This window comes from Bradyrhizobium sp. SZCCHNS3016 (assembly GCF_032484535.1).
Lineage (GTDB): Bacteria > Pseudomonadota > Alphaproteobacteria > Rhizobiales > Xanthobacteraceae > Bradyrhizobium.
Window position 1 is genome coordinate 361214 of the sequence record NZ_JAUETE010000002.1, and the last position, 14023, is coordinate 375236.

The 14023-nt window shown below is 65.6% G+C and carries 6 protein-coding genes; 4 read left to right on the forward strand and 2 right to left on the reverse strand.

Translation table 11 applies throughout. The annotated features are described in order from the left end of the window. The first annotated feature begins 52 nt into the window (after positions 1-52). The 4 genes from putA to QW881_RS05960 all read left to right on the forward strand — a co-directional run bounded on the left by putA (position 53) and on the right by QW881_RS05960 (position 9148). On the forward strand, positions 53-3706 hold the full coding sequence (gene putA, locus QW881_RS05945; RefSeq protein ID WP_316158357.1) for a trifunctional transcriptional regulator/proline dehydrogenase/L-glutamate gamma-semialdehyde dehydrogenase: 3654 nt from the start codon (positions 53-55) through the stop codon (positions 3704-3706). 120 nt (positions 3707-3826) lie between these two features. Then, positions 3827-5074, forward strand: coding sequence for an amidohydrolase family protein (locus QW881_RS05950; protein ID WP_316158358.1), 1248 nt, complete (start codon positions 3827-3829; stop codon positions 5072-5074). A gap of 346 nt (positions 5075-5420) precedes the next feature. After that, positions 5421-6797: an IS30 family transposase gene (locus QW881_RS05955; RefSeq protein ID WP_315715219.1), complete on the forward strand. Its 1377-nt coding sequence runs from the start codon at positions 5421-5423 to the stop codon at positions 6795-6797. Between the two features lie 1607 nt (positions 6798-8404). After that, on the forward strand, positions 8405-9148 hold the full coding sequence (locus tag QW881_RS05960; protein WP_315758769.1) for a hypothetical protein: 744 nt from the start codon (positions 8405-8407) through the stop codon (positions 9146-9148). A gap of 110 nt (positions 9149-9258) precedes the next feature. Here the strand turns inward: QW881_RS05960 and QW881_RS05965 are convergent, their stop codons facing one another. Together QW881_RS05965 and QW881_RS05970 are read right to left on the reverse strand one after the other, a co-directional pair. Continuing rightward, positions 9259-12411, reverse strand: coding sequence for an efflux RND transporter permease subunit (locus tag QW881_RS05965; RefSeq protein WP_316158359.1), 3153 nt, complete (start codon positions 12409-12411; stop codon positions 9259-9261). After that, positions 12404-13411, reverse strand: a complete 1008-nt coding sequence (locus QW881_RS05970; protein WP_409997647.1) for an efflux RND transporter periplasmic adaptor subunit — start codon at positions 13409-13411, stop codon at positions 12404-12406. Before QW881_RS05970 ends, QW881_RS05965 begins: the two co-directional genes overlap by 8 nt. Positions 13412-14023 lie beyond the last annotated feature (612 nt).

Consider the following 14023-nt stretch of genomic DNA (forward strand, 5'->3'; position numbering starts at 1 on the left):
AACGCCGCGTAAGCATGGCGAGTGACGGGGATCGCTTCAGAGGAGACGGGTCATGTCGCAGTCGTCGCCACGACCGTTCGCCGCGTTCGATGCCCAGGTTCAGCGCCAGATCGGGCTGCGCGCTGCGATCACCTCGGCCTATCGTCGCGCAGAGCCGGACTGCATCGCGCCGCTGCTCGATCTCGCCGCGCTTCCGGAGGAATCGTCGGCGCGAGCGGCCGATCTCGCGCGCGATCTCGTCCTGCGTCTGCGCGGCAAGGCGCAATCCGGCGGGGTCGAGGGACTGATCCACGAATACGCGCTGTCGAGCCAGGAGGGCGTCGCGCTGATGTGCCTGGCCGAGGCGCTGCTGCGGATCCCGGACACGGCGACGCGCGATGCGCTAATCCGGGACAAGATCGCGACCGGCGATTGGCGCGCCCATATCGGGCACAGCCCGTCGTTGCTGGTGAACGCGGCAACCTGGGGCCTGATCGTCACCGGCAAGCTGACGGCCGCGACGAGCGAGGATAGCCTGGCCTCGGCCGTCACGCGGCTCATCGCCCGCGGCGGCGAGCCGATCATCCGCAAGGGCGTGACGCTCGCCATGCGCCTGATGGGCGAGCAGTTCGTTGCCGGGCAGACCATCGACGCGGCGTTGTCCAACGGCCGGCCGTGGGAAGCGCTGGGCTTCCGCTACTCCTACGACATGCTCGGGGAGGCGGCGACGACGGCGGAAGACGCCGCGCGCTACTTCGCGGCCTACGAGACGGCGATCCATGCGATCGGGCGCCATTCGGCCGGTGCCGGCATCTACGAAGGGCCGGGCATCTCGATCAAGCTCTCGGCGCTGCATCCGCGCTATGTCAGCATCAAGCGCGGCCGCGTCATGGACGAGTTGCTGCCGCGACTGAAGCGGCTGGTGCTGCTCGCGCGGCGCTACGACATCGGCCTCAACATCGACGCCGAGGAAGCCGACCGTCTCGACCTGTCCCTCGATCTGCTCGAGGCGCTCTGCCTCGATCCGGATCTTGCCGGCTGGAATGGCATCGGCTTCGTCATCCAGGCCTATCAGAAGCGCTGCGCCTTCGTCGTCGATTGGCTCATCGACCTCGCGCGGCGCTCGCAGCGCCGGCTGATGGTGCGTCTCGTCAAGGGCGCCTATTGGGACAGCGAGATCAAGCGCGCCCAGGTCGATGGCCTGGAGGACTTTCCGGTCTTCACGCGCAAGCACCATACCGACGTGTCGTACCTCGCCTGCGCCCGCAAACTCCTGGGCGCGCCCGACGCCGTGTTCCCGCAGTTCGCGACGCATAATGCGCGCACGCTGGCATCGATCGTCGAGATGGCCGGCCCCAACTACGAGCGCGGCCAGTACGAATTCCAGTGCCTGCACGGCATGGGCGAGCCGCTCTATGAGGAGGTCGTCGGGCCGGCACGGCTCGGCCGCCCATGCCGCGTCTACGCCCCCGTCGGCTCGCATGAGACGCTGCTGGCCTATCTCGTGCGCCGGCTGCTGGAGAACGGCGCCAACACCTCCTTCGTCAACCGCATCGCCGATCCGGCCGTGTCCGTCGACGATCTGATCGCAGATCCGGTCGCCATCGTTCGCGCGTCGGAACGCCCCGGTGCCCCCCACGACAAGATCAGGCGTCCGCCCGACCTGTTCGGCCCGGGCCGCGTGAACTCGGCCGGCTTCGATCTCTCCGACGAGAGCGCGCTGGCGCGTCTCGGCGCAGGGCTGGCAACGAGCGAGCGCCGCGACTGGAAGGCAGTCCCGTCCGGGGCGACGGAGTGCGCATGCGCGCGCCTCATTCGCAATCCGGCCGATCGTCGTGACGTCGTCGGCGCGGTCAGGGATGCGACGGCGACAGAGATCGAGGTCGCGCTGTCGCGGGCCGTGAATGCCGGGACGGTCTGGGCCGCGACCAGCGCAGGCGTGCGCGCAACATGCCTGCGCGCCGCGGCGGACGCGATGGAGGCGCGTAGCCTCGTCCTGATCGGGTTGATCGTGCGCGAAGCGGGCAAGACCTTTGCCAACGCCGTCGGCGAGGTGCGCGAAGCCGTCGATTTCCTGCGCTATTATGCGAGCGAGATCGAAGCGCTGCGCGACGGCGACATTCCCAGGCCGCTCGGTCCCGTGGTCTGCATCAGCCCGTGGAATTTTCCGCTCGCGATCTTCACCGGCCAGATCGCGGCCGCACTCGCGGCCGGCAATCCCGTGCTGGCCAAGCCGGCCGAGGAAACGCCGCTGATCGCCGCCGAGGCCGTCCGCATCATCCATGAGGCCGGCGTGCCGGCGGATGTCCTGCAATTGCTGCCGGGCGACGGCCGCGTCGGCGCGGCGCTGGTCGGCGATCACAGCGTGCAGGGCGTGATGTTCACGGGATCGACCGACGTCGCGCGGCTGATCCAGAAACAGCTTGCCGAGCGCCTCACCGTCCATGGACAGCCCGTGCCGCTGATCGCCGAGACCGGCGGCCAGAACGCGCTGATCGTGGATTCCTCGGCGCTCGCCGAGCAGGTTGTCGGCGATGTCATCGCTTCCGCCTTCGACTCCGCTGGCCAGCGCTGTTCGGCGCTGCGCATCCTCTGCCTGCAGGCGGACGTCGCCGACCGCATCCTGTCGATGCTGCGCGGCGCGCTGCGCGAGCTTGAACTCGGCAATCCCGCGTCGTTGTCGGTCGATGTCGGCCCGGTGATCAGCGGCGAGGCCCGCGACACGCTCGATGCGCATGTCGCCACGATGCAGGCGCGCGGCCATGCCGTGGAGCGGCTGCCGCTGCCGCCGCAGGCGGCGCATGGCACGTTCGTCGCGCCGACCATCATCGAAATCGGCAACATATTCGATGTCGAGCGCGAGGTGTTCGGCCCCGTCCTCCACGTCCTGCGCTACCGTCGCGAGCAGCTCGCTGACCTCATCGACGCGATCAACCTCACCGGCTATGGCCTGACCTTCGGCATCCATTCGCGGATCACGGAGACAATTGCCCGCGCCTCGAGCCACAGCGCGGCCGGCAACATCTACGTCAACCGCAACGTGATCGGTGCGGTGGTCGGCGTGCAGCCGTTCGGCGGCTCCGGTCTGTCGGGGACGGGGCCGAAGGCCGGCGGTCCGCTGTATCTGCGCCGGCTGTTCGCGGCGCCGCCGCGCCAGCGGCTCATGGCGTCGCAGTCTGACGCGGTCTTGCGCTCTTACCTCGACGGGTTGCGCGCCAGCGGACATGCCGCGGCGGCGCTGGCATGCGAGGCGCATGGGCCCCAGGTGCTGGCCGGGCTCGAGATCGAGTTGCCAGGACCCGTCGGCGAACAGAACATCTATCGCATCACCGCGCGCGGCGTCGTCGCTGCGCTGGCGAGAAGCGAGCAGGCGTTGCTGGTCCAGATCGGCGTCATTCTGATGACCGGAAACGACGCGTTCGTCGAACGCGCCAGCCCTGCTTGTGCCGTGTTGGGACCGCTCACCAGCCGGCTGCGCGGCCGCCTGCGGATCGTCGATAGCTGGCGGGCTCTCCCCGATCTCGGGGCCGTGCTTTCCGACGGCGAGGCGGATGAATTGATCGCGCTCGGTCGCGACCTTGCCACGCGCCCCGGACCGATCGTTCCGCTCGTCACGCCGCGCGCCAGCGACGGCTGCTACGATCTCGACCGGCTGGTCACCGAAGTCAGTCTCTCCACCAACACCGCGGCCGCCGGCGGCAATGCCAGCCTGATGTCGATCGGCTGAGAAGACAGGTATTCCGTCCCGGGCTGGCTCGAGGCCGCAGGACAGGATAGGGGAGAACACCGTCATCGCCGGCCCGCTCCGCGCGCTGACGTATGCTTCGTTCCGATCGAGGACACCTTGATGCCGACCATCCTGTTCAAGAATGCCGCTCTGCTCGACCCGCTGCAGCCGGAGCTGCGCGAAGGCCATCACGTGCTGGTCGAGGACGATCTGATCAAGGAGGTGTCGGACAAGCCGCTGCAGACCAGCGTCGACCAGACCATCGATCTCCAAGGCAAGACGCTGATGCCCGGCCTGATCGATCTGCACGTCCATGCGATCGCGGTCGAACTCAATCTCGCACAGCAAGTGCAGATGCCGAACGTGCTGGTGACCCTGCGCTCGGCGCTGCTGCTCAAGGGCATGCTGCGGCGGGGCTTTACGACGGTGCGTGACGCCGGCGGCGCCGGCTATCCGCTGAAGCAGGCGGTCGACACCGGCCTCACCGAGGGCCCGCGGCTGTTCGTCTCCGGCCGCGCGCTCAGCCAGACCGGCGGCCATGGCGACATGCGGGCGCGCACGGATTTCCTGTCCGACAACGCACCCTGTCCCTGCTGCGTGCGCGTCGGTGCGTTGGCCCGGGTGGCCGATGGCGTCGATGCGGTGCGCAAGGCGGTACGCGAGGAGCTGCAGATGGGCGCCGACCAGATCAAGATCATGGCGTCCGGCGGCGTGGCCTCGCCGACCGATCCCGTCGGTGCGTTCGGCTACTCGGAGGACGAGATCCGCGCCATCGTCGCCGAGGCCCGCGCGCGGCAGACCTACGTCCTGGCGCATGCCTACACGGCGGAAGCCATCGCCCGCGCCGTCCATTGCGGCGTGCGCACCATCGAGCATGGCAATCTGGTCGACCTTCCGACCGCGCGCCTGATGGCCGAGAAGGGCGTCTATGTCGTCCCGACGCTCGTCACCTATGAGGCGCTCGCCAATGAAGGCGCGCAGTATGGCCTGCCGCCGGAGAGCGTCGCCAAGATCGCCGATGTCCGCGATGCCGGTCTGCGCTCGCTCGGCATCTACCGCGACGCCGGCGTCAAGATGGGCTTCGGCAGCGATCTCCTGGGACCCTCCCAGCGCCTGCAGAGCGATGAATTCCGGATCCGCGCCGAGATCCTTGGTCCCCGCGAGGTCATCGCCAGCGCGACCGTGATCGGCGCCGAGGTGCTGGGCATGGAGGGCAAGCTCGGCCGGATCGTGCCCGGCGCCTTCGCCGACCTGCTCGTGGTCGAGGGCAATCCGCTGCGCGACGTCTCGTGCCTGCTCGGCCAGGGCGATCACATTCCGCTGGTGATGAAGGCCGGCAAGGTGCACATCGACCGGCTGAACGCCTGAGGCAACTCGGCGCCGAAATCCACCGGGCCAATGGTCGACAGCCGTGGCGTTTGTGCGCGCTGTCATGCGGGACGTCCATCGTCTCTCCACCGCCTCGACGCTGCGGGCGCCGACATCTGCGATGAGTGCTTCTTAGAACGCAGTCATTCGGCCTCGCGGCGCTCCGTGCGTCCGAGTTGTGCGGGTCGTTTCGCCCTCATCGACGAAGAGGGCGCAGGGAATGCCGGGAGCTGGCCGCCCCCATGGCCCGCCTGCGAAAAAAATGCAGGCGGCAGGTACCACAGGTTCAGCCGAGACATCCCGGTGGATTCAATTGGTCGTCGCAACACTCGATGAGGAGGTTGCGATGGGCATTCGAAAGAAACGGTCAACGCGGGGCAAGCTGGGATCATTGGGGCGCCCACCAGTTGCGGGGCGTGCGGAACAGCAGAAATTTTGGCGTGGGATTGCCGCTGGATTGAACAGCGAGAATGCTGCGCTGGCTGCTGGATTATCGGATGCTGTCGGCCCCCGATTATTTCGAAAAGCGGGCGGCGTGGCACCGGCAATGTTCCGACCTTCAGCGAAGCCGCTCTCCGGACGGCACCTCTCCTTTTCTGAGCGCGAAGAGATTGCGCTGCTGAATGCGCAGCGCCATTCTGTACGAGAGATAGCACGGCGCCTCAATCGGTCTCCCTCGACCATCTCCCGTGAACTCGATCGCAATGCAGCCACGCACGGCGGCAAGATGGCCTATCGGGCGACGGCCGCCCAGTGGCATGCAGATCGATCGGCCCGGCGTCCTAAGCCGAGCAAGCTTGCAAGCAACGCCGCCTTGCGCGCTTATGTTGAAGAGCGGCTTGCAGGGTTTGTCGCGCCTCCAGGCGGCGTTCGGCGGAAGGCCGGTCGTGCGGGCTCTAGCCAGGATCAGGGGTGGACGAAAGCGTGGAGTCCCGAGCAGATTGCCCGGCGCTTGCCGATCGACTTCCCGGATGACGAGGCGATGCGCATCAGCCACGAAGCCATTTACCAGGCGCTTTTTGTTCAGGGCCGAGGAGCGCTGAAACGCGAGTTGTCGTCCTGTTTGCGAACGGGACGTGCGCTGCGCGTGCCCCGAGCGCGTACGCGGAAGCGCAGCAAAGGCTTCATATCGCCGGAGATCATGATCAGTGAGCGTCCGGCCGAAGTCGCGGATCGAGCTGTGCCGGGACATTGGGAAGGAGATCTGATCGTCGGCTCCGCCAGCTCGGCAATCGGCACGCTGGTCGAACGCAGCACGCGGTTTACAATGCTCCTACACCTTCCACGGTTGCCGGGGTTTGACGACGGCCCACGTACGAAGGATGGGCCTGCGCTCTCCGGACACGGAGCTGAAGCGGTACGCGATGCGATCACGCGCACCATCGTCACCTTGCCCAAAGAACTCCGCCGCTCGCTAACCTGGGATCAGGGGACCGAAATGGCTCAACACAGTGACCTCAAGATCGATACAGACCTTCAGATCTACTTCTGCGATCCAAGAAGCCCCTGGCAACGTGGCACGAACGAGAACACGAATGGCCTGCTGCGGCAGTACTTCCCGAAAGGTACCGATCTGAGCGTCTACGATGCTGACGAGATCGCCGCCGTGGCCGCAGCGCTCAATTCCCGACCGAGAAAGACGCTAGGATGGAAAACTCCAGCAGAGGCGCTTGACGAGCTGCTGTCACGAATGAAAACACTTGGTGTTGCGACCACCGCTTGAGCCCGCCTCCCGGCATTCCCCGCGCGATGGTTGGGCGGCTTATACGTCCTCTCCCCGGGGACCGGCTGTCTTGCCCCCGTCACGAACGGATCATCGTCACCGTCCGCTTGGCCTCAGCACCGGGAGGCCAGGACCCTACGATTTCGCCGGCGCATCGGGCTCGTTCGTCCGCACGATTGCTCGCGCTGCGATCCAATGCACCCACCGCATCCCGCACCCACGTCTCGTGACGATCGCGAAGCGCCCCTCATGGCGGGACGGGATGCGCATAGTCAATCATGTTTTTCTGAAAAACGAAAGTAGAATATTTTCCGTGGGAGGACTGGACAAGGGTGATGTGCTTGAGGCGGTGAGTGAAATCAGATTTTGGGCGCATCGCATCAGAGGTTGACTTGTCGGTCGTGCGCGCCTGGCTCCGGGCCCGCACGAGTCTCGAGAAGCATATCCGCTCAAGCCCAGCAGGCCGACGTCTTTGGCGGCGGCCGGAAGGTCCGAGAAGGGCGAATTGCGGACGTGACAGGGCCGCGCGACCGGGCCGTGAATGGCCTGGAGCCTGCCGACTTGCGGCGCTGCATCAAGTCGGCAACTATCTGAGGTACACTGGCCGTGACGCTAGCTCGTTCGGGAAGGCAGCTCGTGACCCGAAGCAGACACGTTTCGATAGCAAGGAGAAGGTCGCGGCCGCAGAGCCGCTACAGCGTGACTACCTGCACTGGCAGATTTGTATCGACGTCCAAAGTCCAAGCTTCCGCAAACGATCGTACTTCTTCAACCGACTCGCTTGGATGCGAGGTCGTGTTTATGAATCGGATAGGATCATCACCGAGACCGACAACCAGTTCATCAATCACGTCCTCCACTCTGCGGCAGTCTGGCCCAACAACGCAGACCAATATAACTCTGTCTTGGATGCACTGTTCAACAAAGGCCGAAAGCTTCGACGACTCCCAAGATGGTGCGTGGAGCACTACTCTCTGTGCATACTTCATCGAAACCGACCGCTTGTCATAGCCCGCGGCTCATAGCATACCACTTTTCATGCAGCAGCTTAAACCGTCCAGGGATAGTCTCGTTTCGACCAATTCCGCTCATGACCCCAAGCCGACCTCATCGCTCGTTCAAATTTTAGCATTTCGCTGGGTCTGCAATTGACGTATTCGGCCGATGATCAGACGTAATTTCAGCGAGCCCGCACCCAGATGCAGGTGACATCTTTATTATCCGTAGTGGCGTTTATTCAATAGCCTATCGCACGATGCAGGTACAGATGGGCGTGGGCGTTGTACTGTCAGGATATGACAGTCCGGCATTGTTTTGGCTCTTGATCGGCTTGCAGTGCTTAGTACTTGGCGCTCTGCTTGCGATCGTATACGCAGCTTATTTCGTCCTTCCGAACCAGATAATGAGCTGAAGAAGGCGAAAGGTGCAGTCGAGCAAGATGTCCGGTTCTGGCCCAGAGGCGACGGCTCGGGCGGGAGCCGCCGATATCAGCTTTCTGAGGTGCGGCGGAACGGCCTCCCTCGGCCGCTTGAGGGCAGGTTGTGACCCATTGCTGACCTGAGAAGTCTTGGCATCGTGTCGCGATTATTAGCGATCAGGGTGCGAATATGCGTACATGGAAGATGACAGGGCTCGGCGCGGTTTACTTGATTGCTGGTTGTCTTTTATTCGACCGGGCAGAGGCCTGCGCGGTGGCGAGCGCACAGACTGGTGTGCTCTTTGACCATATCCCTGAGGAGGTCGATGCGCCCGTCATCGTAGAGGTGGCCGCTTCTGGCCCATTGCGGAAATTACCAAGAATTGGCACCCATCGCGTCATGATCAGCAATTGGATTTCCGATATACGTAAATGGGGCCTCTGTTCGCTCGCCTATTTCGTTGCTTGCGCCAGCGCTGTGGCCTGCACGCTGCCGGGTACACCAGCATCGCTTATAGGTATCTTCTTCGAGCAAGTCCCCACCGATGTCGACGCGCCGGTCGCAGTCGAAGCGACCATCTACGACGAAACGGATGTGAGCGACTCGGGAGGGCATATTATCACACTGATGAAAGCGCGAGTAGATCGCGTGATCAAGGGACCGGTCGATACCAAGTATATCAGTATTTTCGTCCACCCAAATAGTTGCGGCCACGTTGGCGTGGGGCGAGGCATCGTGATCGGAACGCTTCGGGACGATCCTCAGCGGGGGATCATGTTGGAGGCGATCCAGAAGGCCGATATGCGGGACTGGTCCAAAGAATTTTTTGCAAAACAGGTAGCAATTGTTAAAGCCGCAAAGTGCGAGAAAAACGAACTCGGCGTCCGCGAGTGCCGCCTCTCCGGTATTGGTCCGGAATCAACTCGACCCTAGTACCCGAAACATGTCTGCTTCTGGCCCATGGCTGCCAACTTGTGGCGCCCGCGCGGTGACGCGTCGAGCAGGCACGTGCGGCGAACGTCGCGGACGGCTCACGCCCACGATTAGCTCGCCGGGACGTCTCCACGGGCCTGCACGCCGCGCGCGAAGCGCCCGAAGCGCAGCGCCAAGGTCGGCAGCACCAGCAGGTTCAGCGCCATCGAGGTCGACAGCCCGCCGAGGATGACCACGGCCATTGGTCCCTCGATCTCGCGGCCCGGCTCGCCGGCGCCGAGGGCGAGCGGCAGCAGGCCGAGGCCGGTCACCAGCGAGGTCATCAGGATCGGCACCAGGCGGTCGGCGGCGCCGGCGATCGCGGTCTCCAGAGTCCAGGCGCGGCCTTCGACGACGACCAGATGCTCGTAATGCGAGATCATCAGGATCGAGTTGCGCAGCGCGATTCCGAACAGCGTCACGAAGCCCACCATCGAGCCCAGCGACAGCACGCCGCCGGTGAGCGCGACGGCGATGACGCCGCCGACGAAGGCGAAGGGCAGGTTGATCAGCACCAGCACCAGGTTGCGCCAGTGCCCGGTGACGAAGGACAGCAGCAGCACGATGCCGATCGTCGCCAGCAGCGAGTTCACGAGCAGGTCGCGCCGCGACTTGGCCTGCGCCTCGGCCGCGCCGGTGAACTCGACATGGGCGCCCGGCGGCAGCTTGACCTCCTTGGCGATCTTCCGTTTGGCCGCGGCCACGAAGGATTCGAGGTCGCGCTCGGCCACGTTGGCGGTCACGGTCTGGACGCGCTGCCCATTGCGATGAAGCACGACGTAGCGCCCCGCGGTGCCGTAGATGTCCGCGACCTGCTTCAGGAGGATGTAGGCCCCGCTCGGCGTCCGGATCGGCATGTTGCCGATCTCGGTCGGGCGTGCCGTCGCGTCGGGATCGAGCTTGACGATGACATTGAAGACGACGTTGCCTTCATAGGCCTGGCCGACCACGTCGCCCTGATAGGCGGTGCGGATCAATTCCAGCACCTCGACCGCATCCAGGCCCCAGGATTGCAGATCGGTCGGGCGCAGGGTCACGTTGACCTGCGGCATGCCCGGCGGCGACTGCTGCTGGATGTCGATCGCGCCCCAGACCTCGCCGAGCTCGCGCGCGATGTCGCGCGCCGTACGCTCGAGATCGTCGAGATCGGGGCCGAACACGTTGATGACCACGGCGGCGTTGAAGCCGGACAGCGTTTCCTCGATGCGCTCGGTCAGGTAGGTCTTGATCGACAGGTTGATGCCGGCGAAGTTGGCGAGCGCGGCACGGATGCGCTGCTGCGCCAGCTCCTGCTGTTCGCCTGATAGCCCCGGCTTCAGGTCGACCTCGATCTCGCTCGAATGCGTGCCAGCGGTATCGACGCCGGCTTCGGCGCGGCCGGCATGCTGCGCCACGCTGCGGACCTCCGGCACGCCCTTCAGGGCCTCGGCGATCAGCGTGCCCAGCCGCAGCGATTCGTCGAGTGAGGTCCCCGGCAGCGTCGAGACGTGGAGGATCAGGTGGCCTTCCTTCAGGTCGGGCAGGAAGGTGCCGCCGAAGAACGGCACCAGGCTTGCGCCGCCGGCGGTCACCAGCACGGCCGTCAGCATGACCGTCTTGGGAAACCGGCCGAGCCGCCGCAACAGCGTCTCGTAGGAGCCGCGCGACCAGCGCACCAGTGGCGGCTCGCGTTCCTCGCGCGGCGTCCGGCCGGCCAGCAGCAGCATCGACAGCGCCGGTGTGACCGTCAGCGCGACGATCAGCGAGGCGACCACCGCGAGGATGTAGGCGATGCCGAGCGGACCGAACAGCCGGCCGGCGAGACCCGGCAGCGCAAGGATCGGCACGAACACCAGGAGCACGGCGAAGGTCGCATAGGCGACCGCGCTGCGCACCTCGAGCATGGCATCATAGACGACGCGCGCTTCGCTGCGCGGCGACGGCAGGCCGCGGTTCTCGCGCAGCCGGCGCACCACGTTCTCGACGCCGATCACGGCGTCGTCGACAACCTCGCCGATCGCGATGGCGAGGCCGCCGAGGGTCATCGTGTCCAGGCTCTGTCCCATCCACTGCAGGGCCAGCACGGCCGAGAGCAGCGACAGCGGGATCGCGGTGCAACTGATGACGGAGGTGCGCCAGTCATAGAGGAACAGCAACAGCACGATGATGACCAGGGCGCCGCCGATCAGCAGCGCGTACAGCACGTTCTGCGTCGCTGCATCGATGAAGGTCGCCGGGCGGAACAGATCGGCGTGCAGCCTGACCTTCTCGCTGTCGAGCGCCGGGCGCAGCTCCCGCAGCGCGGCCTCGACGCGCGCCGCGACGTTGCGGGTGTTGGCGCCGAACTGCTGGCTGATCATCATCATGATGCCGGGCTGGCCGTTGATCAGCGCGCCCCCGATCGGCGGCTCCGGCGCGTTCACGACCGTCGCGACGTCGCCGAGCACCACGCTGGCGCCGCCTTGGTGCAGCAGGACCGTCCGGGCCAGCTGCTCTGGTGTGAGCGACTGGCCCTGTGTCTGCAGGATGACCCGTTGATTGGCGGTGTCGACGAAGCCGGCACCGCGCACGCCGGTGGCCTTGCGCGCGGCGGCGACGACGTCGTTCATGCCGACGCCGAAGCGGACAAGGTCGTCGGACCGCACCTGCACCTGCAGCGACCGGATGTCCCGGCCATAGGTCGTGACCTGCGCCACGCCCGCGACGGCCAGCAGCCGTCGGCTCACGGTCCAATCGGCGATCGTGCGCAGATCCATCAGCGAGCGCTGCTCGGAGGTCAGCCCGATCGCCAGCACGGTGCCGGCCGCCGGCACCAGCGGCGTCATCGATGGCGCCCGCACGCCCTGTGGCAGGCTGCCGGCGACGACCGCGAGTCGCTCGGTCACCAATTGCCGCGCCCGGAAGACCTCGGTGCCGGGCTGGAAGATAACCGAAATGACGGACAGGCCCTGGATCGACGACGACCTCATGCTCTCGACGCCGGCGAGACCGTTGATCGCGATTTCGATCGGCTGCGTGACCAGCACCTCGACCTGTTCCGGACTGAGCCCGGGGGCCTCGGTCTGGATCGAGACCTGCGGCGGCGCGAATTCGGGAAACACCGCGTAATTGGCGCTGCCCAGCGAGAAGATGCCGTAGCCGACAATGGTGCAGGCCACCCCCAGCACGATGCCGCGGAAGCGGATGGCAAACGAGATCAGCGCCGCCTGGGGGCCGGCCGCGGCGCCGCGAACGCCGTCAATCATCGTCGCCGCCGCCGCGAAGCTCGCTCTTGGCCTCCTCCGACAACAGCACCTGCGCGCCGCGCAGGACGATCTCGGAGCCCGACGGAATGTCCTGCACGACATAGTCGTCGTCGGACACCGGCTGGTCGGTGCGGATCGGATGGCGCTTGAAGAGCTCGGGACCGGCGCGCAAATAGACCCACGAGCGGCCCTGCCATTGCACGATCGCGGTGTCCTCGACAAAGACGCCGTCGAACGACTTGCCCGAGGGCACGTAGGCGGTGGTGTTCATCCCCGGCAGCAGCCCGCTGTCGCCAGCGGCGACGAAGTAATAGCTCACGCCCTGGATGCGCGGATCCGTTCGCGGCGCAGCCGACAAATAGCGCAGATCGATGTTGGCGCTGCGGGTGGGCGCCTGCGCCAGCGCGCCGCGCGGCGGCCCGGCCAGAGTCACGCCGGGCGGCAGCGTGACCTGCACCAGCAGCTGCTCGCGTTCGATCAATTGCACGACCTGCGGCGAGCGCTCGATGATGCCCTTTCCGATGACCGCGCCCCATTCCTGCCGCGCCGTCGCCATCAGGGTCTTCACTTGCGATTCCGCGGCAGCCAGGGTGGCCTGATCAGTCCGGAACGTGCCCTCCGCCGCTTCGGCGTCCTTCCGCGGCATTGCCGCCGATTGCACGAGGTCGCGGGCGCGCTCGAATGCGAGCCTTGCGACGTCGAGTTTCGCTTGCGCCGTCTGCAGCTGCGCCTGGGCATTGGCGTAGTTGTTGGTCAGGTCGGTCAGCCTGCCGACGTCCAGCACCGTGCCGTAGGCGCGAAACTGCTCGGGATGGGATTCCGCAGCCAGCACGGCGGTCTGGAGTCCGATCTGCTTCTGTTGCGTTGCAGAAAGCTTGACCGTTGCCGGTTCACGGCCTGCCGCGCCGTCAGACTGCGCCTGCGCGCGCGACGACAGGGAAACCAGCGTGAACAGCATGGCACCGCATGCGGCCGCAGCTCTCGTCCGTTGCCTCACCATGCAGTCCCGGCCCATCGATCGGGGAAACGTCTGGACGACGTCGATGTCATTGCGACAACAGCTACTTCAGCTTCGAGGGTGTTTCAAGCAGCGCCGGCCGGGAGCCGCCGCATAGGACCCAGCGACATCCCCGGACTTCGTCGGGCCATCGCGCGCGTCCTGTCCGCGCCGCTTCCGTCGATGCGATCACGGTACCTGCGGAGGGAGCGACGCAGTGCAATGCACGCCGGCACCGATGCTTGTGGCGCCTGTCTCGCAAGCGAGCCGCATGCACGGCAGGTAAGTGGCCGAACTTGGACCGCAGCCGCGCTGCGGCGGGGAGATCGGGCGTTCGGCATGCGTCCCGATATTTCTTCTTGAGCGTTAGAAGTATTCTTAGACACATTCCAGCGTATTCGTCCGCAACCCAAGCTTGTTGCCGGCCACACGCGCCGCGCTACACGAAAAGCCAAGACCAACAAACTTCTTACGCACGATTTTCCTCATCGAATGACCCGGGATTTTTTCCCGATTCTCCTACGGGAGCGAGAATCGTCACATTCATCTACCTGTCGGGTCATTGATGTGACCTCACTTCGCCATACGCCTCCGCAACGAGTCGGGAGTTCCGTC